Origin of the sequence: Trinickia symbiotica (genome assembly GCF_002934455.1) — a bacterium.
GTDB classification, from domain to species: domain Bacteria; phylum Pseudomonadota; class Gammaproteobacteria; order Burkholderiales; family Burkholderiaceae; genus Trinickia; species Trinickia symbiotica.
Genome location: NZ_PTIR01000039.1, coordinates 1 through 26,824, shown reverse-complemented (window position 1 = coordinate 26,824; position 26,824 = coordinate 1). Strand labels below are relative to the sequence as shown.

21 protein-coding genes and 1 pseudogene are annotated in these 26,824 nt (G+C 56.8%); 4 read left to right on the top strand and 18 right to left on the bottom strand.

The window, feature by feature from the left end:
• Nucleotides 1-552 precede the first annotated feature (552 nt).
• Entirely contained in the window at nt 553-2,076 is a 1,524-nt protein-coding gene (gene hutH / locus B0G57_RS30025; RefSeq protein WP_102607392.1) for a histidine ammonia-lyase, read from the bottom strand.
• 254 nt (nt 2,077-2,330) lie between these two features.
• Between hutH and B0G57_RS30020 the strand changes: the two genes are divergently transcribed.
• The 3 genes from B0G57_RS30020 to B0G57_RS30010 all read left to right on the top strand — a co-directional run bounded on the left by B0G57_RS30020 (nt 2,331) and on the right by B0G57_RS30010 (nt 4,422).
• A complete protein-coding gene (locus tag B0G57_RS30020; protein ID WP_102607391.1) occupies nt 2,331-2,753 on the top strand; it encodes a DUF3830 family protein in 423 nt (140 codons plus the stop codon).
• Nucleotides 2,753-3,298: a cucumopine synthase-related protein gene (locus B0G57_RS30015; protein ID WP_102607390.1), complete on the top strand. Its 546-nt coding sequence runs from the start codon at nt 2,753-2,755 to the stop codon at nt 3,296-3,298. Before B0G57_RS30020 ends, B0G57_RS30015 begins: the two co-directional genes overlap by 1 nt.
• Before the next feature lie 335 nt (nt 3,299-3,633).
• On the top strand, nt 3,634-4,422 hold the full coding sequence (locus B0G57_RS30010; protein ID WP_199189659.1) for a MurR/RpiR family transcriptional regulator: 789 nt from the start codon (nt 3,634-3,636) through the stop codon (nt 4,420-4,422).
• Between the two features lie 178 nt (nt 4,423-4,600).
• On the opposite strand, the gene B0G57_RS30005 is transcribed toward B0G57_RS30010, so the two are convergent.
• The 12 genes from B0G57_RS30005 to B0G57_RS29950 form a co-directional block, all read right to left on the bottom strand.
• Nucleotides 4,601-5,689 carry a dipeptidase gene (locus tag B0G57_RS30005; RefSeq protein ID WP_102607388.1) on the bottom strand — a complete coding sequence of 363 codons (1,089 nt, stop codon included), beginning with the start codon at nt 5,687-5,689 and terminating at the stop codon, nt 4,601-4,603.
• A gap of 89 nt (nt 5,690-5,778) precedes the next feature.
• A complete protein-coding gene (locus tag B0G57_RS30000; RefSeq protein WP_102607387.1) occupies nt 5,779-6,894 on the bottom strand; it encodes a muconate/chloromuconate family cycloisomerase in 1,116 nt (371 codons plus the stop codon).
• A 30-nt stretch (nt 6,895-6,924) separates the two neighbouring features.
• Nucleotides 6,925-7,590, bottom strand: coding sequence for a GntR family transcriptional regulator (locus tag B0G57_RS29995; protein WP_102607386.1), 666 nt, complete (start codon nt 7,588-7,590; stop codon nt 6,925-6,927).
• A gap of 127 nt (nt 7,591-7,717) precedes the next feature.
• Complete coding sequence (locus B0G57_RS29990; protein WP_102607385.1) at nt 7,718-8,593, bottom strand: transporter substrate-binding domain-containing protein; 876 nt, start codon at nt 8,591-8,593, stop codon at nt 7,718-7,720.
• A 41-nt stretch (nt 8,594-8,634) separates the two neighbouring features.
• Nucleotides 8,635-9,405 (bottom strand): ABC transporter ATP-binding protein, encoded by a 771-nt coding sequence (locus tag B0G57_RS29985; RefSeq protein ID WP_399279034.1) that lies wholly within the window; start codon nt 9,403-9,405, stop codon nt 8,635-8,637.
• Nucleotides 9,406-9,410: 5 nt separating this feature from the next.
• A complete protein-coding gene (locus B0G57_RS29980) occupies nt 9,411-10,136 on the bottom strand; it encodes an ABC transporter permease (RefSeq protein ID WP_102607383.1) in 726 nt (241 codons plus the stop codon).
• Complete coding sequence (locus B0G57_RS29975) at nt 10,136-10,858, bottom strand: ABC transporter permease (protein ID WP_102607404.1); 723 nt, start codon at nt 10,856-10,858, stop codon at nt 10,136-10,138. Before B0G57_RS29975 ends, B0G57_RS29980 begins: the two co-directional genes overlap by 1 nt.
• Before the next feature lie 74 nt (nt 10,859-10,932).
• Nucleotides 10,933-12,618, bottom strand: coding sequence for a hydantoinase B/oxoprolinase family protein (locus tag B0G57_RS29970; RefSeq protein WP_102607382.1), 1,686 nt, complete (start codon nt 12,616-12,618; stop codon nt 10,933-10,935).
• Nucleotides 12,615-14,705: a hydantoinase/oxoprolinase family protein gene (locus tag B0G57_RS29965; protein ID WP_104489615.1), complete on the bottom strand. Its 2,091-nt coding sequence runs from the start codon at nt 14,703-14,705 to the stop codon at nt 12,615-12,617. Before B0G57_RS29965 ends, B0G57_RS29970 begins: the two co-directional genes overlap by 4 nt.
• 757 nt (nt 14,706-15,462) lie before the next feature.
• Nucleotides 15,463-16,590 (bottom strand): porin, encoded by a 1,128-nt coding sequence (locus tag B0G57_RS29960; RefSeq protein ID WP_102607403.1) that lies wholly within the window; start codon nt 16,588-16,590, stop codon nt 15,463-15,465.
• A gap of 350 nt (nt 16,591-16,940) precedes the next feature.
• Nucleotides 16,941-17,648 carry an ATP phosphoribosyltransferase gene (gene hisG / locus B0G57_RS29955; RefSeq protein WP_102607380.1) on the bottom strand — a complete coding sequence of 236 codons (708 nt, stop codon included), beginning with the start codon at nt 17,646-17,648 and terminating at the stop codon, nt 16,941-16,943.
• Nucleotides 17,645-18,766 (bottom strand): ATP phosphoribosyltransferase regulatory subunit, encoded by a 1,122-nt coding sequence (locus B0G57_RS29950; RefSeq protein ID WP_102607379.1) that lies wholly within the window; start codon nt 18,764-18,766, stop codon nt 17,645-17,647. The genes hisG and B0G57_RS29950 overlap by 4 nt, the downstream gene beginning before the upstream one ends.
• 665 nt (nt 18,767-19,431) lie before the next feature.
• Here B0G57_RS29950 and B0G57_RS29945 point away from each other — a divergent pair.
• Nucleotides 19,432-20,829 (top strand): MFS transporter, encoded by a 1,398-nt coding sequence (locus B0G57_RS29945; RefSeq protein ID WP_102607378.1) that lies wholly within the window; start codon nt 19,432-19,434, stop codon nt 20,827-20,829.
• A 72-nt stretch (nt 20,830-20,901) separates the two neighbouring features.
• Here B0G57_RS29945 and B0G57_RS29940 read toward each other — a convergent pair.
• From B0G57_RS29940 to B0G57_RS32025, 5 genes and pseudogenes are all read right to left on the bottom strand, one after another.
• A pseudogene (locus B0G57_RS29940) lies at nt 20,902-21,258 on the bottom strand (DDE-type integrase/transposase/recombinase); the annotation flags it as partial.
• Nucleotides 21,203-21,427, bottom strand: a complete 225-nt coding sequence (locus B0G57_RS29935) for a transposase (RefSeq protein ID WP_102607376.1) — start codon at nt 21,425-21,427, stop codon at nt 21,203-21,205. The pseudogene B0G57_RS29940 and the gene B0G57_RS29935, both read right to left, overlap by 56 nt.
• Before the next feature lie 116 nt (nt 21,428-21,543).
• The gene (locus B0G57_RS29930) at nt 21,544-22,983 is read right to left on the bottom strand and encodes an MmgE/PrpD family protein (protein ID WP_104489614.1); all 1,440 of its coding nucleotides are present in this window, start codon (nt 22,981-22,983) and stop codon (nt 21,544-21,546) included.
• A 284-nt stretch (nt 22,984-23,267) separates the two neighbouring features.
• Complete coding sequence (locus B0G57_RS29925; RefSeq protein ID WP_102607374.1) at nt 23,268-24,107, bottom strand: ABC transporter substrate-binding protein; 840 nt, start codon at nt 24,105-24,107, stop codon at nt 23,268-23,270.
• A gap of 856 nt (nt 24,108-24,963) precedes the next feature.
• Entirely contained in the window at nt 24,964-25,113 is a 150-nt protein-coding gene (locus B0G57_RS32025) for a hypothetical protein (protein WP_223258765.1), read from the bottom strand.
• Nucleotides 25,114-26,824: the final 1,711 nt, after the last annotated feature.

Here is a 26,824-nt window from a genome sequence, read left to right as displayed (position 1 = left end):
TACGCGGCTTCCGCAATCCAGGTCTTGCAGGTCTTCTTGCTGCCGCGCGGCGCGCGGATCGTACGTGTCGGATCTAGCCGGGGATCGATGTGTTTTGGATGGTTCATGACGACTGCTCTCGAAGCAAAAGAAAATCAATAGCGAACCAGAAATGTGCAGAGAAGCGATAACCGCTGCCCAGATAGCACAGCCACCGAGGCGACGGCGCCATGCGGCCACGAGCGCGAACGGACAAGGAGGCTCGCCTCGACTTCGTACACGCGCAGCTGGCCGCACCGCACCTGCGTCGGTGCGGCCGCTTTGATCCGGTACTCGACCCGCTGCAAGTGAGCCACGCGCCTGCGAATGAAACAGCTTTCGCGCAGTGCAACTGCGGCTTCTCTCGGCGAGCGACTTGATCGGCGCGAATCGCCGCCAGTCCCAGCATGCGGCCGAACTTGAACTCGCGTGCCAAGTCGTTCTCGGACGGCACGTGGTCGCCCTCTGCCCCCTCGCCCGTGCGAATGCGGGCCAGGACGAAATTCAAGATCTCAGACCGGTGCGCTCCTCGGCTTACTGTTCCGATGCGAACGAGAGCGGGCTGATCTTCGCGAACGCGCGCTCACCGACGAGCTTCGCGATTACCGCGATATCCGGCGCGAAATAATGGTCAATCTCATAGTGCGCGACCTTCCCACGGATCGTTTCCATCACTTGTGCGAGCTTCGGGCTCGTCTTGTGCGGCGCGCGCAGATCGACGCCTTGCGCGGCGGCGAGCAACTCGATCGCTAGGATGTGCTTCGTGTTCTCCGCGATGTCGGCAAGCTTCCGCGCAGCGAAGGTCGCCATCGATACGTGGTCCTCCTGGTTGGCCGAAGTTGGAAGCGAATCGACCGAGGCTGGGTGCGCAAGCGTCTTGTTCTCCGAGGCAAGCGCGGCCGCCGTCACGTGCGCGATCATGAAGCCCGAGTTGACGCCGCCATCCTTGACGAGGAACGGCGGCAGGCCCGAAAGCGTCGCGTCGATGAGCAGCGCGATCCGCCGCTCGGCGAGCGCGCCGATCTCCGCGGCCGCGAGCGCGAGATTGTCGGCGGCGAACGCAACGGGCTCCGCATGGAAGTTGCCGCCCGAGAGAACTTCGCCCGTATCGGGGAAAATCAGCGGGTTGTCGGAAACGGCATTCGCTTCGACGAGCAACACGTCGGCCGCGTGACGCACCTGATCGAGACAGGCGCCCATCACCTGCGGCTGACAGCGCAGACTGTACGGGTCCTGAACCTTGCCGCAGTCGCGATGCGAGAGATTGATGCCCGAGCCTTCGAGCAACGCGCGATAAGCGGCCGCCGCGTCGATCTGTCCGCGATGACCGCGCAACTCGTGAATGCGCGCATCGAACGGCTTGACGGAGCCGGCCGCGGCATCCACCGACAGCGCACCGGCGACGAGCGCCGTGCGAAAGAGGTCTTCGATTGCGAAGAGGTTGTAAAGCGCAAGCGCCGTCGACGCCTGCGTGCCATTCAGCAGCGCGAGGCCCTCCTTCGCTTGCAGCGTCAGCGGCGCGAGGCCTGCGACGCGCAAACCGTCGATCGCGCTCGCGCGCTCGCCGCGGATGAACACGTCGCCGACGCCGAGCAGCACGGCAGACATGTGCGCGAGCGGCGCAAGGTCGCCCGACGCGCCGACCGAGCCCTTCACCGGGATCATCGGCAACACATCCGCGTTGAACAGTTTTATCAGCGCGTCCATCACTTCGCGCCGGATACCTGAATGACCGCGGCCGAGACTCGACAGCTTAAGTGCCATCAGCAGGCGCACCGACGAGGACGCCATTGGCTCGCCGACGCCGACTGCATGCGACAGCACGAGGTTCTTCTGCAGTAGCTCGAGCTGGTCGTCCGCAATGTGCGTGCTGGCCAAGCGGCCAAAGCCGGTATTGATGCCGTAGGCCGGCTCACCCTTTGCGGCGATGTCTGCAACGGCCTTCGCGCCCGTATCAATCGCAACAAAGCTATTAGGGTCGATTTGCAGCGAGCCCCTATCGCGTGCGATATCACGCAGTTGAGCAAGGGTCAGCTTTCCCGGAGTCAGTTTCACGATGGTTAACCTCGAATGAATCTGTTCAACACTATAACCGAATGAAATTATCCATTCAATACCTCCGTTGACGCTGAGCTAGATGGTGCAGAAACCAGGCAAGTACTGGCGCTGGCGATCAAGCTTCAACGGGCCCAACACGGTAGACATCGATGCCAGCATGCCGCACAGCCCGCTTGTTGCGAGCCCGAGAGAATTGTTTTATTCTTATAACGTCATCTCGACATGAATTCTTTCATACAAGAGGGTTTTTACCTATGTCATCCACCGATCTGCTCGAATTCCACGCGCCGAGCATCGACGTGAAGTTTCGGGTTGAGTTGCTCGCAGACCAGAATCCGGACGTTGTAGGCCAAGTTCTTCAACAACTGCCCCTGGACAGCGTACTCGGCCACGTGGTCATCTCTGGCGAAGCCATCTGGCTGCCAACGAAGATCGTGCATCTGGGGAAAAGCAACATGGTTAAGCGCTCGCCCGGCGCCGTCTATTTGTATGCCCCCGGACAAACCATTTGCCTCACCTACGGAAGCATCACCGAGAGCGCGCTCGTCAACAAGTTCGGCCAAGTGCTCGACAGCGACCTCCCCCTCTTGGCCAGGCTCGGTCAGCATGTTTGGGAGCAAACCGTTGCCGAGCCCCGCAAGAACCTTGTCAACATCACTATCCGGAGGGCTCAGTAATGTCGAGCATCGAGAAATTCAAAGGCAACTGGCGCGAAGCGAAAGCCGAGATTGACCGTCAGGTCGAGCGCGTATGGCTGGCCGAGCCAGAGGAAATTCAGAAGATCCGCTGGGGCATCATCGACAGCGGTGCTGGCAGTGGTCAGCAATCGTTCAGCGTTTTGGTCCATCTCGAGGCGTATCTCATGCTCGTCGGTGCGGACGTGATGTATCGCTTCCTCAAGGTTTCGCAATACCCGGACGTGGAATTGCCCACGCTCGTAAAAATGACGCGCGAGTTCCTCACTGGTACGTTCAACGTCTTCGAGTTCATGACCGATCTTGGGCTCACGAACATGCATCAGATCGGGCAAATGTACAGCGATGCACTCGATACCCTGGAAACGAAAGAGGAATACGTTCAGCTGACCGGCGCCATGATGACGTATGTCGTCCGCATGCACCGCTGGATCCACTTCATCTTTCCGTGGAATCTCGGCGTCGCGTTCCCGCATCGTAAGCCGAACGAAGTCGCCTCAATCGCCGCTGTAGTCGCGGCGGCATAACAGATCGCATCGGTTCTGCGCGCCGGCACCTCCGGCGCGCGAAAGCACTTCGCTGGCAATTCCTCGTTCACTCCGTGACTTCCGCTGCCCGATCTACCACCCCGGTTCGGCCTTCTCGATAATTGATGAATTGGTACTTCCGTTCCATAGCGGCACATCTTTTCGGGTAAGATTCTGCTCAGACATCTGACGAATCCTCGTAGAAGTTCCGGAGAACTGAATTGCCTCGCGTAAGCCGCGCCGAACTCACCCGATCCGCGAAGTCGTCGCCTCAAAATGCGGCGGGCTCCACGTCTTTGCGGTCGGAGCTCGAGCGGAGGCTTGAGGGTCAACGCTTGACGCCCGCCCATCGCCGTATCGTTCAAATTATTGTCGACCATGCGTCGGACATCGGCTTTCTGACGAGCATGGAACTGGCCGAACTTGCCAACGTCAGTCAGCCATCCGTCTCGCGCTTTGCCGTTGCTCTTGGATTCGACGGATTCCTGGAAATGCGGCGCGAACTGCGTTCTTACTCGGAGCCCGCGTTGGCCGCTCCAGTGGAGGGCGGCAATAAGTATCAGCTTGCCGCCGTAGCCGAGGCTCGGAATGTTGCCGAACTCGTCGAAGAGCTCGGGGATGCGGAGCGGATTCGAGCTTTCGGCAAAGCCCTCGCCAACTCGAAGCCGCTGCCCGTTCTTGGTATTCGCGCTGCCGCGGGCCTTGCCACACAATTCGGCTATTTTGCGTCCAAGGTGCATCCAGACATTCGCACCATTGTCCATGGTGGATCATTCGCCGAAGACCAGCTGGAACAAGCGCGCGACGCTGGCGCGAATTGGATGCTTGCCTTCGCCATGCCGCTGTATCCGCGGGAAACCATCCACGCACTGCAGTACGCGAAACAGATTGGCTTGAAGATCGCAGTAGTTTCTGACACCGCGTTCCGCGCGCAAGGGGAAATCGCTGACCAATTGCTTACGGCGCGAATTCATTCAAGACTTGTATTTGATTCATGCGCTGCCGGAACTGTGCTCGTTTCGGTACTGCTGGATGCCATGTGCGACGCAATGCCAGAGCGCGCTGAAGCTCGACTTGAGGCGGGCGACAGGTCTTCGCTAAAACGAAAAGTGTTTATCCGCTAATAAGCCGCAATCACGGGGCGGGCGGGACCTGAGCCATCTGATTCACAAGTTCGCGCTACGGGAACCAGAACCAACCCTCTGGGAGATGGCAACGACCGCGTTCAAGTACAAGGTCGCTACCGCAGCGGAGGCGGCGGCGCCGCTTGCCTGGTTCTCAGGGACGCCCACTGCAATATGGTTAATGGCCCCAAACTTGACGCAGGACGCGAAGGTAATTTTCGCCCAACACTCCGCGGATGTCAGAGTGTTTCCAGCCTCGACGAAGCAGAGCGTTGGTGATCCCAATGAGATCAGCGTGACGGCGAATGTTGTCTGGATAGGGATCGTAACGATCTGTACGCCCAACCCCGAACACCTCAGGGTTGGTTTCCCGCCAGAACCTCAGGCTCGATTCCGCCGGCGTTTCGTCGGAAGCAAGCCAAGTCGAACACACGTCTGAGCCAATGCCAAGGTGCTGTGGTCCCACCAACTCAGCAACATGCTCCATATGAATGGCCACGTCATCGAATGTGGTAGGTTTGATCTCGTTTGTCCTCGGGTCCCTCTTTAAAAAGCTCGAAGCGAGGCAAATCCCAATCAATCCACCCGTAGACGCGATGCCCTTGATTTGGTCATCTCGAAGATTACGTGGGCTATTACAAATAGCATCGGCATTGGCGTGCGTTGCGAGAATCGGTGCGGCGGCGTTGGCAATCGCGGAATCACGCGTAGGGTTCGCGCAGTGAGAAATGTCGACTGCTACTTTTGCCCTCTCCAACTCCGATAAAACTTTAAGACCAAATCTCGTCAACGGTCCCTGTACTCGCTCACAGCAACCGCTGCCGACGAGGTTCTGGTCGTTGTATGTCAATTGAATTACCTTAACGCCAGCTTCTGCAAACTCCCAAATCATATCCAAATCGTTGCCGATCGGAGCCACGTCCTGAAAGCCAAATGCAACTGCGCACAAACCTTTCTCACGTGCAGCCAGCATGGCTTCTACGCTAGAAGCGAAACAAAGGGCGTCCGAATTCTCGCGAACGATTTTCTTGTATTTTGTGATCCGGTCTCGTGCCTGATGTCGGTCGTGGGGGTAGTGCGCTACCGTGATGATGCCAGCGTTAAGGCCGCCGTCAGCCGCCTCGCGCATGCTTTCCGGATTGTCAAGCGATCCCCATAGCATAAGCCCATCAATGAAAAATGCGTCTGCGTGCAAACGCCTGGCATCCTCACTCGTAGGCAGTGAGGACGGGCCTCGTCCAATGCCTGAGTGTTCTTTAGCGATCATAGATTTCTCCTACGCATGATTGACGTGTCCATCATGCGGGTCATGTAGTAGGCTAGCGTGCTTCGCTCCGGTATTAGCGGGTTAGAACACTAGGGTTTGTTAGAGAGTTGTTCGACCACATGCCAGTCGACCTCGACTCCGAGACCTGGCCCAGCGGGCACCTCGATATTTCCGTCTCGGTACACAATTTCCGTTGACAGGACATCGGAGCTCATCATCAGTGGTCCGGGTAAAGCAGCCCCGTAAGACATATCCTTAAGTGCGGACGCCGTCTGGAGATACGCAGCCGTCCCCAGCCCGGTATCCATCATGCAGCCCATGTAATATGGCAGACCCGCCGCATCCGCGACCGAAGCGCTTTGTAGTGTTCCCAATATGCCTCCGGCCTTTGCCAACTTTAGCGCAATCATGTCCGCTGAAGCGTTGCGAATGATGTTGATGACGTCGTTGGCATTCATTGCCGATTCGTCCGCCATAATGGCAACACGGCCCTGTTGCTTCAGACGCGCCATCCCGGCCAGGTCACCTTTCGGCAAGGGTTGCTCGAGGATTGTCACCCCCAGATCCTGAAGCCTTGGCAGCGCCCAGTTTGCGGTCATCTCGTTCCAGCCCTGATTGGCATCGAGCCGGATCTGGAAGTTCTCCGGAACGTTGCGCATCAGCGTGCGAACTCGCTCGAGATCGGCTGCGGCATCAACGTGGCCAACCTTTACCTTGAAGCGAGAAATTCCAAACCGCTGGTTGACCCCCTGCGCCTCTTCGATTTCCTGTTCAACTACGCCCGATGCCAACGACCAGACCATCGGCACACTAGAACGCCGCCGACCGCCCACCAGTTGTGCAACAGGTACTCCAAGCGCCTGGCCGGCGACGTCAAAGCACGCCATCTCAATCGCTGCGCGAGCGAAGGGATTGCCACGCACGGCCTTGCTCATGACGGCGGCAATATCCGAGCATTGAAGCGGATCCCGTCCGATGACCGCGGCAGCGAGGTATTCTTCGATCACCGCACGTACAGAGCTGACAGACTCTTCACTCCACACGGGCCCGCCGGGGATCGAGGCTTCCCCTGCCCCAATCAATCCCTCGTCCGTTTGCAACCGGACGATGACCGAATGAGCACCGTAAAGCGGCCCGGAACTCAGAGTATGATTCCGTCGGTACGGAATGCGGATTTCAAATGTTTCGATAGCAGCAATCTTCATAGTTGCAGTCACCTCAATATTTTTGTGACCCTAAGGACGGCCGCATAGGTCTGAGCCTCGAGGGCCTAGAACATGGCGCCGCATCGTTTCGAGTAACGCCTCACGATTCATGTCCGCAAGGAGCTTGACCATATCGAAGTGCTCTTGCGCGGATCGAGCAAGCATCACGGACGTATTGTTCTCTCGCTGAACTGCCACCGGAATTCGGTCGCGCAGGTCAAAAATCATCTTGACCAGCTCGTCATTAGGGCAGTGACGAAGTAGCCGATGATGAAATGCCCTATTGCAGTCCTCCTGCTCTGCGGCAGTGCCCGAAGCGACGGCGTCGGAAAACGCCTGTGCCAACTGATTAAGAACGAAGATTTCGTCGGCATCCGCTTTCCCAATGACGGATTCGACTGCAGAGGCCTCTAGAATCGCCCGAATCTGCCGAACCTTCTGCAGTCGCTCCTGCGTGAAGACCTGGACCCGGTAACCACGGTTAGGAATAGATTCCACCACGTCTCGTTCGACCAGGTGTTCCAACGCTTGCCGCACATCAAGACGCGAATGGCCATATGCTTGCTCAAGCTCCACCTGCTTGAGCCACGCGCCTGCTCCAAGACGACCCGAGCTAACATCGCGCTCGATCATGTCCGCCAGCTCGCGAATCCGGAATCGCGCTCCACGTTGTCCGTTGCTTGGTAACTTGCTCATACTTCTACGTGTGTGAAAGAGCGGTCATAGTGACATGTTCGGTTTTGCTGAAGCCGATTCATCCGGGGGTATTGCGCTAGTGAGGAAATCCGGTGCGGCGACAGGAAAACATAGGCAAGGCCCGAAGCTATTGCGCCGGGGTCACATCCATGTGGAACGTCTGCTCGGAAAGCCTCTTGATGGTACCGTCAGCCTTGGCCGCACGGATAGCTTGATCGAACATGGCTTTCAACTGCGTGTCGCCCTTGCGCAGGCCCACAGCAGATCCCTTCCCGATCACGCCACCCTGGAAGCATGGACCTGCCAGCACCATGTTTTCATTGCCTGGCTTCGCGGCAGTTCCCTGGAGCGAATCCTTTGAACCAAGCACCGCGTCCACTCGCCCGGCTAGCAAATCCAGGTCACGGGGCTCCTGCGACTTGTACTGTCGGACCGTGACTCCCTTGAGATAGGTCTTTCCAAACTCGACTGACGTGCCGGCAGCTAGCGTGCCTACCACTTTTCCCGAAAGCGCAGCCCTCACTTCAGAAAGTGCTTTCTCGGACGCCGACGCATCGCCCAGTGGAATTATTTTGTCCTCCAGCGGCAGTTTTTTCGCGACCTCACTACCCTTCAACGTTGCGAACACATAACAGAGCGATGCGTATGGGACCGAGAATGCAATTGCCTCTTCGCGCTTCGGCGTAACCGCCAGATCATCGATGATTGCATCATACTTTCCGGCGTTCAGCGCCGGGATCATGCTGTCGAAAGACTGCGCCGTAATCGTGCACTTGACGTGCATCCGATCACAAAGATTGCGAACCAGATCGATCTCAAAACCGGCGAGCGTCCCATCGGGCTTGGTGTAGTTCCATGGTACGAATCCGCCTTCCGTGACAATTCGGACTTCCTTGGGAGGGGTTTGCGCAATAGCTTGTCCGAACAACCCCAAAGCGGCGATGGCGGCGGCCGTCATAGCGAGGAGGATTGAGTGCGAGTGGTGTTTCCTCAAATTTTTCATTTTCCTATCCTGCAAAGTCGTTGATAACGGAACAGCAACGGCTATCCAGCCAAAAACTGCTGAAGGCGCACGGAACGGCCGGAACCGAACACTTCATCGGGGGTTCCTTCTTCCTGGATGGTCCCGCGATCCACGAACACCACGCGGCTCGAGACCTCGCGGGCAAACCCCATTTCGTGAGTGACAATTAGCATCGTTCGGCCTTCCTCTGCCAGCCGGCGCATCACTCGCAGGACCTCACCGACAAGTTCCGGGTCTAACGCTGACGTCGGTTCATCGAATAGCATCAGCGAAGGATGCATCGCAAGCGCACGAGCTATCGCCACGCGCTGCTGCTGACCGCCGGACAGGTGCGCTGGGTAGAAGTTGTCCCGATTCGATATTCCGACTTTTTCAAGAAGTTCACGGGCCTCCTCGATGCATTCCTTGCGCGGTCGACCTTGTACATGGATGGGCGCCTCGATAACGTTCTCGAGCACCGTCATATGAGACCACAGGTTGAAGCTCTGAAACACCATGCCAACACTTGCACGGATGCGGTCGATCTGCCTATGGTCGAAATGCCGCTGTCCCTCCGGGTGGGCGTTCGACAGCTTAATTCGCTCACCGGCAACCACCACTTCGCCCGCATCAGGAACCTCCAGCATGTTGATACAGCGAAGCAGAGTGGATTTGCCTGAACCAGATGAGCCAAGTATCGAAATGACTTCGCCTTCGCTCGCTTCAAGCGAAATACCCTTAAGTATCTCGATCTTTCCGTATTGTTTCCTGATATCCGTGAGTTGCACAGCCTTCGGACAAGGCCGATTAATGGAGTTCATACCGTCTTTCCCTCAAGAAGTGAATCTTGTTCCATCACCGGAGCCCGCAAGTGAGGGCTGAGACGATGCTCAATCCGTCGAACGGTCCGAGTCAGGAGGTAACTAATGACAAGGTAGATGATCCCTGCCGACATGTAGGCCTCGATCGGACGATACGTTTCATTAGCAATAGACGATGCAATACCGGTTACATCCATGAGCGTTACAAGCGATGCCAACGACGTGGCTTTCACCATGACGATGATTTCATTGCCGTACGCCGGCAATGCTTGTCTGATCGCGATCGGGACAATGATCCGGCGCAGCAGTAGGGCTCCTGACATTCCGCACGCACGCGCCGCTTCGAGCTCGCCTCTACGGACAGCCTGCAACCCGCCACGAATAATTTCGCTTGCGTAAGGAGAATCGTTGATGACTAGCGCTACGAGAGCACACCAATACGGCTCACGCAGGAAGGGCCATAAAAAACTCTCCCGAATGACATTGAATTGACTCAAGCCGTAATAGATCATGAAGATCAGCACCAGCAATGGCACACTTCTAAACAGCTGCACGTAGAACCAAGCAAAAGCCCGAACAGGCGCCGATGGCGACATGCGCAGCAAGGCAATGATGAAGCCGAGTAGTCCGCCGAGAACCACACTGATGGCAGCGAGCCCAACCGTGAGCGGAATGCCAGGTAGCAGTTGAATAAACGTCTGATAGATGAAGGTCAGGTCCATTACGCCCTCGCTGCCACGTTGCGTGAGTAATGACGTTCGAATCGCTGAATAGCGAGAGTCGATACGGTGCACAGGGCAAAATAGATGAGTGCAGCCGCGGCATAAAAGTCGAATGGCAGGCGTGTGGATCCGGAACCGACCTCAGTCTGTCGCATCAGTTCTGCTAGACCGGTCACGGAAAGAAGCGACGACTCCTTCAATGCACTGAGCCAGATGTTGCCCATTCCGGGCAGCGCATAACGCAGCGTGAGCGGGGCGACTATTCTTCGAAAACGCAACTCACGCCTCATCCCGCAGGCGCGCGCCGCCTCAATTTCTCCCTTGTTGACCGCGTTGAAGCCGCCCCGTAGCACTTCGGTGCTTTGAGCTCCCGAGATGACGCCGATCGCGATTGTCCCCGCAAGGAATCCGGGAAAGTTGACGAAGCCCGTTGATCCGAGGAGTGGCTTCAACCACGTCAGTACCGCGCTTCCACCAAAATAGATGATGTAAATTATTAGCAAGTCGGGTAGTCCGCGGACGACAGTGGTGTATGCGTCAGCGATGTCGGCAAGGGGTCTGCGCCTCGCCACCTTTGCCCACGCGCCGAGCGTTCCGAGGACGATGCCAAGCAGCATTCCACTTGTGGCAACGGCCACAGTAACGGCCGCCCCACCGAGCAAAGTGAGACCCCAGCCTTTCGGCCCGAATCCAATGAGCTGTATGAAGTTGATCTGATTCACGATCACTAAGTCCTAATAGACGTCCGAGCTTCGCAATCAGGGCCGCCATAGTTGAGGACGACGGCCCCCGAGCGTTACAGCAACGAAGGGTCGAGCCCGTAGATGTCTACGGCAGCGGCCTTCGAGATTCGCTCCTCCTTCAAGTCGCGAAGCACGAGCTCCCGAGCCCGCCGCTTGGGGTCTCCATAACCGCCTCCGCCAGCCGCGACCATCCCGATCGACTGGCCGGGCTGCAGCACGCTCTTGCGCCTTTCGAGGGGTGGCGCATTCTTCGGCATTTCCACCCGCGCCGGGCTGCCACCGTGCCCGCCGAAGATCCCATACGGCGAGAGGCGGCTATTTGTACCGCCGGCGGAAATCGTCGCCACGTGATCGAGAATCCGCACTCTGCGTCTCATCGTCATTCCGCCTCTGTGCTCGCCTGCGCCGCCGGAGTCCTGCACCAGTTCGTAGCACTCCACCATGACCGGGTGCTCGGTTTCCAATGCCTCAATGGGCAGGTTTGCCGTATTGGTCGTATTGACTTGAACTCCGTCAAGCCCATCTTTATGTGCACGGGCGCCCATCCCTCCACCCTGCATCTCGTTGTAGACGTAGAAGCGCCCGGTGCGCGGATGGGTTCCGCTAGTCGTCAGTAGAATCCCGCCAGTGGACGCAGCCACCACGCGTTCGGGCAGCACAGGGGCCAAGGCTGCGAAGATCATGTCGACGAGACGCATGGCGATGTCCGTGCGGCTGTAGACGGCAGCAGGAGGCGTGGAATTCAGGACGCTTCCCGCAGGTGCCGAAATGTGAATCGGGCGGTGGAAGCCCGAATTGGCGGGTATGTCAGGGTCGACAAGGGCTTTGACGGCGAAGAAGACCGTTGCTTGGAGCGCGGTGAAAACCATGTTGATGGGCGCCCGTACCTGCGTGGGCGCATCCGGAAAATCGACGAACAGCTCGTCGCCTCGCACGGTAACGCGAACCTTCAGATCGAGAATGTCGTCGATGAGGTTGGTATCGAATTCATGCTGAAACTCGTACACGCCATCCGCAATCTGCGCAATGCCGGCTCGGGTTCGCCGTTCCGTGTAGTTGAGAATCTCTGCTGAAGCCTCTTCCACGACGTCGCTGCCATAGCGTTCACACAAATCCTGGAAGCGCTGCACACCGAGGCGATTCGCTGCCATCTGTGCCCGAAAGTCGCTCTTGCGCTCGTGAGGAACCTGGCAGTTCAGCAGGATGAGATCCATCACATCGTTTTGAAGCACCCCCTCCTTATACAGTCTCACGGGTGGGATGCGGAGGCCTTCCTGAAAGATATGCGCGTGACCGCGGTCAACAAAATCCGAGTGATGCGCCAGATTTGCGATCCAGCCCACCAGTTGCTCTCTGAAGAACACGGGCTCCATGAGCACGATGTCGTTCAGGTGCGTGCCGCCCCCCGTGTAGGCGTCATTGCCGATGAATACATCGCCGGGTCGAATCGATGAGATGTCGTGGTGCTCGAGCACGTATCCCGCGATGCCAAGCAGCGAACCCAGGTGGATGGGAATATGTTCAGCTTGCGCAATCGTGTTCCCGGTCCTGTCGAAGAGTGCCGTAGAGCAATCCTGTCGTTCCTTGATGTTCGTGGAGTATGCTGCGCGGATAACCGCCTTACCCATCTCCTCGGCAATAGTCGACAACGCGCTTCCAATCACTGCGACAGTGATTGGATCGAGCTTCGAGGATCTCACGTTAGCCAATGTGGCGGTGGCCGATTCGCTAAAGTTCATGAACGCTCCTCGATAATCAGGTTGAGGAAGGAGTCTACGCAGGCGGTCTGGCCGGGAAGGACCAATGTCGTCGAATCCATTTGATTGATAATTGCTGGCCCATCGAGCGCGTGCCCAGGTCCTAGTGTTTCGCGGTCGTACAGCGGACAATCAGTGAAGCCTCCCGCCTCAGGAATCCATACCCTGCGAGTGCCAACCATTGCGTCGGCCGCCCGCGTAGCGGCGTTAGGCTGAGGCCGAAACTCCGCCTTTTTAACTCGCCCAACAGCATTGACACGCAACGTCGTGATTTGGACGGGTTCGCCGTCGGCAACATAGCCATATGCGAGTTCGTGTGCGTCTTCGAACGCTTTCCGAAGCTTTTCAATTGCGTGCGCATCAAACTTGCCGCCGGGACAGGGCACAGGCAATTCGTATCCCTGACCACCGTAGCGCATGTCCACGGTGCGAGTGACGACCCTGTGCTCGCTCTCGATCTTCTCTTCCTCGAACCACTGCGAAATGTGACGCTCCAGCTGCTCGAACCCTTGCGCCAGACTGGCACCGCTTGCGGTGTCAAGTGGTAGAAGGCGGGTCAACGACGTCGAGGTCCGCAAGTCAGTCAAAAGAAGGCCGAGCGCACACATGATTCCGGGGTATTTTGGAATGACGATTTTGGGCATGTCGAGCGCCCGCGCGAGTCGGGACGCGTGAATCGGCCCTGCGCCTCCGAAACCGAACATTACGTAATCGCGCGGATCATGGCCTCGCTCCACTGAAACCACACGAATCGCCTTGGCCATATTGGCGATGACGACACTGATGATTCCTTGTGCGGTCTCCATGACGCCGAGTCCGAGGCGTTCGCCAAGTTCGCCGATCGCTTCCTTTGCCTTAGCCTGATTGACGGGCAAGCGTCCGTCGAGCAGCGCGACCGGATTCAAAACCTGAAGTACGACGTTCGCGTCAGTCACCGTCGGCTCATCGTCGTTGCCGCGCTCGAAGCAGATCGGACCTGGGTCCGCGGCAGCGCTCCGAGGGCCAACCTTGAGCAGGCCACCGGCGTCAACGTACGCAATGGAACCGCCGCCTGCACCAACCGTATGGATATCGAGCATCGGGAGCTTGAGCGGGTGTCCATGGACAACCGCTTGATTTGACATGATCGGCGCACCATGCTTGATGAGCGAAACGTCTGTCGATGTCCCGCCCATATCGAACGTAATCAGGTTCGGGAATCCAGCAGCTTCCGCGATAGCCAGCGTCCCCATGACACCTGCAGCCGGCCCCGAAAGGACTGTGCGCGCCGGAAAACGCTGCGCTGACTCCGACGAGATGATGCCGCCGTTCGACTGCGTAAGATGCACGGGCGACCGGACACCAATTTCGCCAAGACGTGGCTTGAGCCGCTGCAGATAATGCTTGATGATCGGACCGAGGTAGGCGTTGACGACCGTAGTCGAGAACCGCTCGTACTCGCGGAATTCGCGAGCCACTTCGTGTGAAACGGTGACGTAGGCTCCGGGAATCTCCTCCTCGATAATTCTTCGTGCCCGCAGTTCGTGCTCTGGATTGACGTAGCTGAACAGAAAGCACACGGCGATCGACCGGATGCCTTCCTCGCCGAGCCTTCGTGCGGCAGCGCGGACCGCATCTTCGTCGAGCTCCGTGAGTATCTTGCCATCGAAGAGCGTACGCTCCGGAACTTCGAGCCGTCGGTCACGCGAGACGATAGGCTTCGGCTTTTCGGTCTGCAAGTCGTACAGCGCGTCACGTTTTTGACGGCGCAGTTCCAGCACGTCGCGAAACCCCGATGTCGTGATGAGGCCCGTCTCGGCGCCTCGACCAACGATGAGGGCATTGGTCGCAACCGTCGTGCCGTGACCAAAATAGTGGACTTCGGCGTCTCGGCCCGACCTTCTGCACACTTCTCGCAGACCCTGCTCAACCGCATTGGCAATGCCGAGCGATGGATCCTGCGGAGTGCTGCTCACTTTCCAGACAAAGATGTCGCCCTGGCCTTCATCGAACATACAAATGTCGGTGAAAGTCCCACCTGAATCCACGCCGACGCGCAAGCGCAGGCGGTCATCGTTTGAACTGAGCATTACGAATGCGCTCCGTAAAAAATACGTGATAGTCGTAGTTCACGAATGGCGTCCAAATTGGCGCCAATATTGTTACAAAAAAAACTCAGCAGTCTAGTCGCGGTCTCCCTGAGATCCGGGCCGAGCTCTGCGGAGTCGGCAAACCCGCGCAACGGTGACCACCGCGCGTGCACCGCTTTATCGACTTGGGGCTGCAGCGGCATTCTGATTTTCCTTCGAAGCGAGTTGCTGGCCGATGGTCGGCCGGCGTGCTGACTTCTATTAAACAGACGAATCAGGGTTCTCCTCGATCGTCGCGACAGCAGGAAGTCATTTCCCGTGCTGCGCTACCGACGGGTTCGCGAGGCCACAAATCGAAAGCTTAATTCCACTCTATGGTTTAAAGCATAAATTTATTCATTCAGCTTTGAAAGAGAGTTAACCCTGAGGCGATCGCCGACGCAGTGCATCCAGACGAGTCTGCGGATAAACGAGGAGAAGGTAGCGCACCCTCGAGCCATGAGCGGACCGCGGTAGACTCGTGCGACAGCAGAAGCCGCGGAACCGCCACGCGCACGTGCCGCGTTTCCCAAGGGCCTTTAGCTGTGCCCTCTTTCTTTGGGCTGCCTGGTCTTCCGGGCAGCCCTGCGCTGAGCGTTCGGCTCTTTGCAACGCAACTCAGCCGTTTTGGGGCGGATGTAAAGTTGCATAGACTGCGCAATCGCGAAAACGGCGCCTTCATGCTGGTCTTATTTCCGCCGCATCTATGAATCACCATTTAGAATCGGTGACGCATTCCGAGAAATACCAGTGTCTGGCTTGCGCTGCCAGCCGCAGGGTATGAATCAGCGATCACTGCTTGCGCTTTCCCTGCACCATTTTGACCGGACGCGTGTCCATACGAAATAGATGCGTACACATCAGTTCGTTTGGATAACAGGTAGTCCGCCGCTACTGTTGCTTGGTTGTAGGTAGCCGACGAATCTCCATGAGATTTCAGAATGTCATAGCCTATCTGTGTTACGACGAAGGGGGTGATTTTCCAGACGGCGTACACCGAGACATTGTTGTACCGCTCTGCGTTCCGGAACTTCGAGTAGGCATCGCGGAGATATTCAGAGTAGCTATAATATCCGCCGAGCGTCACCGAGCCGATTGAATATTTTGCGCCGATCCGCGCGATGTTGATCGCCTTCGCGGAAGCGTAAGCGCTGTTAACCGGGCTAAAAAACAAGCTTCCGAATGTGGATGTGCCGCGGGTCGATACAGTAGGATTCCCCTCGTCTGCATGCAAATAGCCACCTGCCAACGCAAGGGGGCCAGCGGTGTACGACAACGCTGCGCTGTACGACTGACCCGATCCCACGGAACCGGCTATGCCGCCGAGCGCGTAGGTAGCCGCCGCCTGAAAGCCGGACCAAACGAAACTCTGCCACTTTACAACGTTGTTAATGCGTGCGTTCGTGTCGGCGTTGTCCACATCCCCTGGGGCGGTGAAGTAGTAAAGGTAGTAATTCGGCTGAGTGGGGAATACGAGATCCGTCAGCGCATCGTAATTGCGTCCGAGTAGGATCGCTCCGTATTTTTCTGACTTGATGCCCACAAAGGCCAAGCGACCAAACTCCGCTCCGCCCTGCTTGAATTTTCCGTTGTTGATATCGAAGCCATTCTCCAACTGAAATACCGCTCGAAGCCCGCCGCCCAGGTCCTCTACCCCTTTAAAGCCCCACTTGTTTGTCCCAATTTGCCCTCCCTGGAGGCTCCACTGCTGGCTCTTCCCTCCTGTGTTGTGAACGTACTGAATCGAATTGTCTAGCGATCCATAGAGCGTTACCGAGCCTTGGGAAAACGCTGGAGCGCAGGCACCGAGGAATCCGACAGCCGCGAAAATTGTCTTACCACGAATCACTTCGACCTCCTAAGTATTTTTGTAACAGCCAACTTTGCACGGCGTCGCGAGACCGTCAGGAAAATGTAACCTGGCGCATGCGCTCCGGCGTACAGCTGTGCGCCGACGGCCACGATAGTAACGATACATAAATAAAACGCAAGCATGAAATTATTCATGCTTGCGTTCGGGCAGTGGCAGGTGCAGCCGGAGGGCGTTCGCCACAGCCCTCTTCGATCGTAAGCGCCCGGCGAAGGGATCCGCGGGCGTCCTCGCTGCTAGTCAAACGGCGGCAGTCGCCCCGCGATCCGGTGGAAGCGCGGCGATGTCGTCGGCGCGACCCGGAGAGACCCAATCGAGCATGTCTTTCAGGTAGGCGGAGGGATTACTGAGCTCAGTCTTCCAGCAATCTCCGCAATGAGAGTCTGATCGACTTCTGCTTGCCTCATTCGCGAAGCCACCAGGCACGCCTGGGAGCGTAGGATGACTCCATCTTCAAGCACTTTCAGATGATTCGCCATCAGTGTCGCTCTCGTCGTCGTAATGTCTACGATTGCGTCGGCGGAGCCTGCTGCAGGAGCCCCTTCCGTGGCCCCGAGACTCTCGACGATCCGATAGGCTTGCATGCCATGCACACCGGAGAAAAAATGTTGAGTTAGCCGCCGATATTTCGTCGCGATCCTGAGCCGTCGGCCGTGGCGTTGGTGGAAATCCGCTGCGACATCGTCAAGGTCGGCCATCGTCATGACGTCCAGCCAAGCCTCCGGAACAGCAACAACGACATCAGTCTTTCCAAAGCCAAGCCGTGCGACGATCTCCATTCTTGCCTTCCAGTCATCACGGCTTTCGAACAAGAGATCTTCGCCGGTAATGCCTAGATGGACCGCGCCACATGCCACCTTGACCGCGATTTCGGAGGCCTTGAAGAGAAACACCTCAACCTCGTCCCTACCAATGAGGCGAGTCTGGTATTTGCGTGGGTCAGGCTGCCAAACCGGCAGTCCTGCTTTCGCGAGGGCATCCATAGTCTGGTCGTTGAGTCGCCCTTTGGAAGGCAATGCAAGTGAAATTCTCATTGCATCCTCTCCCGGGACTGGTCGATTTCGGTAAGCAAGACAGAGAAGCCAACAGCTGGAATGGGTTGTGGAGCTCCGAGCAGGGTGGCCAAACAATCATATCGCCCGCCGCTGGCCAACGGTCTGTCGTTTCCGGGAACCTGGATCTCGAAGACGAGGCCCGTATAGTGATCGAGAGGTCGACCGAACGATGCATCCCACGTCACTTCTTGCAAAGGTACAGCTTGTTTGTCGATCACCTCCGCACGTTTAACGAAGTTGTCGAACGCTACTCCCAACGTCAATCCTGCCGACTTCGCGAAGCGAGCTACTTCGTCAGGTGCTCTCTGGAGAGGAACACGGATCGAAAGAAAACTCTTCAACACATCAAAAGTAGCCTGCGGCACTCGAGCGCTGGCGAGTTCTATCGTTTCAGTAAGGCGTGTTGCGATCTCCTCCGGCGGGCGCCCGGCAGTGGGTGACACGCTCCCGAGTGACATGATGTCCTTGATATAGGCCGTTAATGCGTCTGAGTGTCCTCGTGCGAGGAAAGTCTTAAGCGCCTCATCGATGTACATCTCCGGCATTGGACCTGCGAGCTTCGCAAACATCGCTTCAAGTCGGACAGGCGCGCCGAACGCCCGTATCAACCGCTTTTGCCAGCGGCCTGGGACTTCGAGTGCAGCAAGCACCGCTTTGAAAATCGCTTGGTCACCAATGATCGTCGCATAGTCGTGACCAAACAGCGTGCCTTCGAGCAAGGCATATGCATCCGCGATCGAGCGTGCATCGGCGGTCGCGGCATCCGGATCGCCGATGTCCACTAGGCCGGCCTGCAGCAAACCATCGCGGCTTGCCGGACGCTTGCTGAAAGTTTCACCGAAATAGGCGTAGCGCCGCGGGATCGTCGCTCCGCATCGCAAGTGCTCCAGGCATACAGGTATCGTGAAATCCGGTCTCAAGCAGAGTGTCTCGTGGATGTCGCTCTCAGTCAGAAAGAAGTAGTACCGCTGCCCCTCACCCATAACGTCAATGAATGGGTCTGCAGGCTGAACGGTTGCTACTTCGACAAGCTCGGCACCGCGGCTCGCGAAAAGCTGGCGGATAGTTGGAGCGATGGCAGCATATTGAGCAGGCATTGGTATGTTTCCAGTAGCTTTGATTGCGGCTGAGGAAATTTCCGTATTGTCTTTCCTGACGGATTCTCAAAATCGAGCAGTCAACTCCGTGCTGGGCCGAGTCTTGCGACGACGTCTCCAGCATGGTGCTGTGTCGCAATAGCAAGCATGGACCGCGCCAAGCACAAGTTTCCTTAAATCAATGTCCTCAATGCATCAATGTCAAAAATTCGACATAGTCAGTCGTCCATCTAGCGAATTCCCTGATCAGACATCAGCGGAAGGCATCACAAGGAGCTCCCTGCGATGCCCCGCAGCCAAATTCTTGGTCGCAGTTGATCCCGTCCCTCCGGATTCGATATCGCACTAACTTTGATGAATCAAAATTCCTCAACGCTAGTGTGATGTGCTGCAACTAAGCATGCTATGCGGGACGACCATATCCGGTGACTTACGCGTTGTCTGGTTTGTCCGAATTGTCGAATCAATGACGTCAAATAATTGACAAAATCCCGAACGCCCGCTCGACTGAATCATCTAGTAACACCAAGGAATAAGCCTCACCGGCAATTCTTTGGTGTCTGGCGCAACATTTGCGTCTGCACAGTCACAAATGCGGTTGAATCGATGTTTTGACGATTGGCCATTGCAATCCTTCAAATTGCCTGAACACCAACGATAACTCAATGTTCGTCGACCAGAAATCCCTTATTGCGCCCCTAGTCGTCGCGTGCGCGATGTTCATGGAAAGCGTTGACGCGAACGTGGTCGTTACAGCTTTGCCAGCTATGGCGCACGACTTCGGACACAATTCGGTGACGCTAGAAATCGCGGTGACAAGCTATGTGCTCGGTCTCGGCGTCTTCATCCCTGTATGCGGCTGGCTCGCCGACCGCTTCGGCGCGCGCACAGTGTTTCGCAGCGCAATTGGCATATTCATGGCGAGCTCACTGCTTTGCGCGGCGTCGAATTCGCTCGCCGCCTTCACGTTCGCGCGTTTCGTGCAAGGCGTAGGCGGCGCGATGATGGTGCCAGTCGGTCGGATCATCTTCTTGCGCATGGTGCACAAAGCCGATGTCATTCGATCGATGAATCGTCTGAGTATGCTCTCGATGTTCGGCCCCGCGGCAGGCCCGTTGCTCGGCGGCTTCGTTACAACATATCTGCACTGGCGCCTGACCTTCTTCGTTAATTTGCCGATCGGCGTTCTCTGCATGTACCTGACGAACAAGCATATCCCCAACATAAGCGTGCGGCACCCTGGACCACTAGACTGGATCGGCTTTTCCCTTTCGGCGGCGAGCATCGTTCTCTTTCTCCTTGGGCTGTCGCTAATCGGCGGCGAACTCGTTTCCAACCGCGACGCGCTTAGCATGTGCGCGATCGGCGCCGCGCTTCTCGTCATCTATGCCGCGTATGCACAGCGCACGAGGATGCCGCTGCTGGATCTTCGCTTCTTCAGAGTAGCAACGTTTCAGGCAAGCGTGCTCGGCGGATCGCTGTTTCGCATCGGCCTTGGCGCGTTACCGTTTCTGTTGCCATTGATGCTGCAAGAAGGGCACGGCATGAGCGCGTTTCAATCCGGCCTGATCACATGTGCATCCGCGTTCGGTAGCATATTCACGTGCACGGTAGTCTCCCGAGTGCTGCGTCGCTACGGTTTTCGCTCGGTGCTGGTGGTAAATGCCATGCTCTCTGGCGTTTCTATGGCAGCATGTGGACTGCTTTTTCCTGGCATGCCGACGTGGATCATCTGGGCCGTTGTGCTTCTTAGCGGCTTTTTTCCGGCGCTTCAATTCACGAGTCTGAACTCGCTGGCCTATGCGGACATCGCGAGCCGCGATGTCGGGCGCGCAACGAGCCTCGCCAGTCTCATGCAGAAGATGTCACTCGGTCTCGGCGTGCCGGTCGGCGGTATGGCACTACAGGTTTCGAGGTTGGCGCACGGGCATGTAGTCGTCACATCGTCGGATTTCTGGCCCGCATTCCTGGTGGCGGGATTGTGCTCGTTCGCGTCGATTCCCCTCGCGCTGCGTCTGCCGCATCACGCTGGGGAAGAAATCTCGCGCGGCAGCCGCAGCTGACGCACGCGTGGTTCCTCACGGCTTAGATCGCCTGACGGACCTGCCAATCGGTTGCGACGATAAGTCATGCCGAAAGACGCCTGCACGTGCATCATTGCGTGCGATAGACGCTGCGACTGAGGCGCTCAGTCTTGAGCGTGCTGAAGAGGCTATCCATCCAGCGTTGTCCCAACAATCACCGCGGCGGCTCATGCTGCAAGCAATGCCATGGCTTTTGAGCAATGCTTGGAAGTCGTCACTCATGTATTGGCTGCCTTGGTCGCTTTGATGCATGAGTTCAGCAGGTCGACCGCGCCTCCACAGAGCTATGAGCAGTGCGTCGACGACCATTCTCGCTTGCATGGTCTCGCTCATAGACCAGCCGACGATACGCCTAGAGTACAAATCCATCACCGCAGCGACGAACAACAAACCCTGTGCAGTCCACAGCAGCCATTTCCATGGCGCCGCCGCGCTCGGACTGCACCCAACGGCGCCACACGCTGTGATCAACACCCAGTTCCCGCGCGATACGCGTCACCACTGCGCCTGGCTCGTTACATAGCCTGACCGCTTCGCGCTTGAACTCGTCGGTGAAATGTCTTCTTCTTGTGCTCATTCTCGTTTCTCCGGACTACATCATGCCGTGTGATGTGTCCGGGAAACTGGGGGAAGGCCAGTCCTCCGCTACCACGCTCAGCCGGCTGCTTCACCATGAGTGCTTCTTACCAGCCCTCAGGCATCGTTTTGGTAAGGCTCATTAGCTCGAGACCGCGTCGCTCTCGCTGTCAAGGCCCGCACCGGAAATGCCTTATCCGCGGAACGGATGATTTCCGCAAGTCCATGAATTTTTACGTCATCTTTGCCAAGGCCTAACCCACGAGAGGCGCACATGCAAAACTTCGTTAGCAACGCCGAATGGCTCAAGGGGTGCTCCGGAGAGCCAAGAGGATGCGAGACCAGCCGCCGAAACTCACTATCTGAACCGCGAACGACCACTTCTGCGGCATAGAGTGTGTCAGGCAAGCTCTCATCGACGTGACAAAAAACTCTTTCAGCCAGTGTCAGCACCTCTGTATCGGGAAAATGCACCAGAAAATCATCAAGTGACACGGCTCCGCGCAACCAAGCAAGAGCCGCCACATAGGGAGCACTAAAGCGTGCGGCAATGATATTTTGCGGTCGACGCCTCGACTCGACGGGATCAACAACGCGAGCATATGAAAGTTTAGGCAAACCGATATCGATTCGGGAGATATCGGAACGGTTAATTTCGGACTGTGATCGCAAGGACAACACGGCATCAATCACCCCGTGCGTGAAACGGCAGGTCGGGTATGGTTTGATGCTTGCACCTATGATCTCGTACCTAGTCCCAAGGTCATCGACCAACGACTCCAGCGTGAAGTCGCGAACATAGAGCGGAAGAAATCCGGCCGGTCGATCCAATGCGCCTCGCGGAGCGCTCATCCCGCGCTTGACAAGGTCGACGGCACTAACGCCAGCCTGAGCGCCCCAGCCAGCCTGCAAAAACTTGGAGCCAGTGCCATCCTGTTCGGCAAGCAGATGTCCAGCCGCAAAACTGGTCGCCAGACCCAACGATTGCTCGACGTCATCCGCAGAAAGCTTGTCAATAACCGCAGCCGCGCTGACAGCTCCAAAGATGCCGCACAACGTGGTGAAATGCCAACTCGGCTCGAGAGCCCAGTTGCGGCGCGACCGGCAACAACGGGTCAGCCGGCAGGCGACTTCATAACCGACGACAATCGCCGTCAATAATTCTCCAAGCGTCGCGTTCGCTCTCTCTGCTGCAGCGAAAGCCGCAGGAATGACACAAACTGACGGGTGCAATCCGGCCATGTCGTGACCGTCCTCAAATTCCAGCGCGTGCGCGGCCGTGCCATTCGCTAATGCCGCGAGCGGCGCGGCAGCAAGAATATCAGTTCCAAGCACTGTGCAGGATTGCGACGATTCATACTCAGAAACATACCCCTGCGAAACGCGGGCAGACGATTCGGCTGAACCACCTATCATGACGCCAACGCCGTCGAGTAAGTGTCGACGCGCCGCGCAGATCGCCTCTTTAGGCAGTTCCGTTTCTCTAGCGGTTGCAATAAATCTCGCCAAGATCGTCGTGACGGACAGTTTTACGTTTGCTTCAAGTTCAGGTGTCATTATCTGGATCTCATTGGTCAAAGCATTTATGTTTCGCTATTCCGCACATGTTTCAGATCACATAGGCTCTCGGCTTGAGGGCGGCCATCGCAATTCCGCTAGGTGTGTTAATGCAGCGAATGATTTTAAATGATAAGCGCTAGTGCGAATAGGCTGTTTAACAGCGTACGTCTATTGATTCGTGTACACCAGGTCGCACCGACTGGTTAGCATTCGCGGGAATGACACCAGCGATTGGACTGTGCGGTGCGTCGCCTTTCTTGCAGATGACTAGTGCCTCTTTGTTAAGGACAAGGATTGGTGGAATTACAAGTAGTGACGCCTTTTTCGATCCCCCAGCGCTTTATCAATCGCGCCATCTCTCCGGTCGCGTTCATTCTGTCAATTGAAGCCTGTACTGCGTTTTTCAGGGCGACATTTCCCTTCGGAATCGCAATGGAAATCGTTTTCGGGGGCACCGGTACGCCACCTATCGAGAACCGACCATGTGACCGCGACATGTAGTAGTTCATGACCACCGTATCAGTGGCAAGAGCGTCGACCCTTCCGAGGCTCAGATCCTGGAAGGCGACTGCATTCGTTCCCAGTTCAACAATGTCGATCGGAGGCTTTCCACTTGCCTTCAAATCGTCGCTGATATTGTGCAACGCCTTGGCATTATTGCTGCCGAGAAGTACAGCAACCCGTCTCCCCGAAAGGTCTTCGAACCGGGCCAAGTGTTTCGGGTTACCGGTTGGAACCAGCAGGCCCGAGCCAAACCTCCAGTAGTCCACAAACTCATACCGCTGCATGCGCTCCGGCGTTCTACCAATACTGGCGACCGCCAGGTCGCACTTTCCGGTGTCCAGAGCTGCAAAAAGACCGGAGAACTGATAGTTGTCGATCTTTGCTGCAACCTCCATCGATGAAGCAATATAATTCATCATGTCAACGGCGGCGCCCTTCGGCGTCACGCCATCGTCCGCGATTCCCTCCGCTGGCGGATTCTCAAGATCCGAACAGAACGTCAAGACCTTCTTCGCCTTGATTGATGCGGGCGCCTCAACCGAGGCTCCCGCTACCGCCCATGATTGAGCACTCAGCAACACCGCAGTAGCGACAACAAGACCTTTGATCCGACGCATATTTACTCCTAAATGTGTTAGCGCTTTTTGCTTCGTTTTCCCCACAGGCGCATTCGACCGCTCGATAGCCGTTCGCCGCTTTTGACGACGTCGACAGATCTTTCTCGCCCCGGCACCATCACGACTGTTCCTCAGTTGCCCGGTGTTACTTGGAATGGCACCGGCCAGGTGCAACCGGCCTTCTTTCGCGGGCACCGACCTCAGGAGGATCGGTAAAAACCTACCCCTCCGCGGAAGGGATGTGGTGAGGCCCAACAACCCCTCACTGGTTCGAACGCGTCCAGGCTTGTTTAGGAAACTAGCGTCAGAACTTATGCGTGATGCCGACGCGCACATCGCCCTGCGTACTAGCCAGCGACAGCGTCGTATACCAGCCCAGTTCCAGATTGATCCCTGATCAAGCCTTCACGAAATCGCCCGATAGATACACTGTGGTAGGTTTGGACAAAAAGCACTGAACGCCCGCCGACATCTGGTTCCACGTGTTTCCCTGAAAGGTGTCATGCTGATAGCCTGCCGTCAGCTACGCCGGACTAGCTGGTACGTCGCCGCGCCCTCATAGACATGCACGTACGATGTCATATTCTTGTGACCCAGTTCGGTATTGGTGAAGTTGGGCTATCAACGTAAGCTTGCCGATCTGGTAACTGCCACCGATCGCGAAAATCTTGTACGTGTCGAGCACGAAGTTCGAGACAAGATAAGTCTCCACGTCGCTCGATACGGTCGCCACGGTCTGACCGAAGAAGACTGGCGTACAGACGCGATTATAAGGATCGACGGTGTATCCGGGCAGGGAGGCATATGCGACACCAAGACGCACCGGGGCGTTGGCATAGTTTCTGCAATGAAGCTCTTATAGTCGCATACACAGCGCGAAACGATGCACATACGTGATGCCATCGTCGATCAATCCGTACAACGTCACCGTACCGTCTGCCTGGGCATCGCCGACTGCCGAAGTCAATCCGCCAAATGCAAGCATCAATGCAACCTGCTTTTTCATCGCGACAATCCGTTGTCAATTAGTATTCCTAATTATTCACAGAATCGGTGGATGAACTTCCGCATCGACACGGTGCACTCTTGTGGAACTGCGCCGCTCGGCTACGTTGACGGCAGCTTATGTTCTTAAAAAAAAAAGTACAATGCGTTTTTTGTGATTGAACAAAAACCTAGGGCAAGTCCTGATCTGTCCTGTCGAGGTTGATCGCGGATGGCCGCCCGCGCGCGGGTGGGCCTCCAACGTTGCGGCAACTCCCCGCACATCAGTTGCGAAGAGCAACGCCTGAACGAAGGGCGCAGTCGTCACGGCCGTCGGCTTACGCCGCTCCGAAGGTGTACGCTTCGCACTATGTTATTGAACGTGCGAGAAACGAATGGACGTTCAGTGATTTGTTGATCAATCAGCGCAGGACGATGCGCGGCATCGAGTTTGAGGTTGCGGAACTGATCCGCAGTGGCGCAATCCCGATCGTCACTCAGTTACTGCAAGAGGCGTGGCGTTCTGACTGATGCGCTCGCGGAGCGAGGGATAGCGGTGTCGGGGCAAGATGCGTTGTGAATCTGGCTTCCTGTATCCGATCAGCAATACGCTTTGGTGACGCTCGCTTCACGCGGGATTGCGGTTCGGACAGGTTCACGGTTCCAGGTCACGCCGAGACCGCATATCCTGTCGCCAGGAGCTTTGGGATGGACCAGGTAGATACGATTGCCGACGCTCTGGCGCAGGCAATCAGCGCACTCGACGGCCCGATCTTGCGCGGATGACGACTGGCGTTAGCGCCGGTGTAAAGGCGACGCTAAACGACGACGCAAGGTTGAGCGAATTGCTCAAGCACAAAGGGGCCGCGCGGGCCCCTTTGTTGTTTGCGCCATCGATCAGAACGGCGGCTCGATACACCTCGGGCGAAGCCGAGCTCGTGAGCAGCTAGTCGTTCTGGCGATTCCCATCCCGACAGTACACGATCCTCGTCTTCTCACGATGCACTTCTCTAGGTCACAGGCCTTGGGACGCGCAAGCACCAATTCCTTTGCGTCGAGTTTATGCACGACCTGCCGGAAGGCGAAATTTGAAGGAAAGCTCAATGTTTCAACGTGCCTAGTAACAGCGCGAGAGTTGCGCGCATGGCAGACGCCGCAGCCATGCAGGACTCTGCACCTTCAAGAACTGCCAGTCGGTCCCGAAACAAGTTGGATTAGTCACCATTATTACGGATACCATTGACGGGCCCTGCATCAATTCCTTCTGTTAGGACCCGGTCCATTCAGATTGTTTTGTAGCGCTTGCTCCGAGGCATCGCCTAAGTATTTGGACATGTCGCATGTCCGACATTGTCAAACATGCAACATGGCGGATTGCCGTTACGAGGTGGCCTTGCAGCAATGCTTGGTTGGCGCGATCCCTGCTTATACTTTCCGCGCGCTGAACAGTACGGGCCATCTATAGTTTCAGCCCCGAGCGGTTGGCTTCAGACATTTTGATCGATGCGTAGCCGATGCCACGCACATTATCCATTTTATTGCTCGGTATATGACATGTCCCAGAAGCAAAGAACGTTGAAAGAATTCGTGGCCGAGCTCAAGGCATTGACCGATGGCATGATGACCGTAGAGCCCAAGGAGATTGCCGATTTGCGCCTTGGCGAGATGGAAATCCCTGCCGGCAGCTACGGTCAATACTTTGGAACGTGGGACATCGCACACGGCATGCTGCG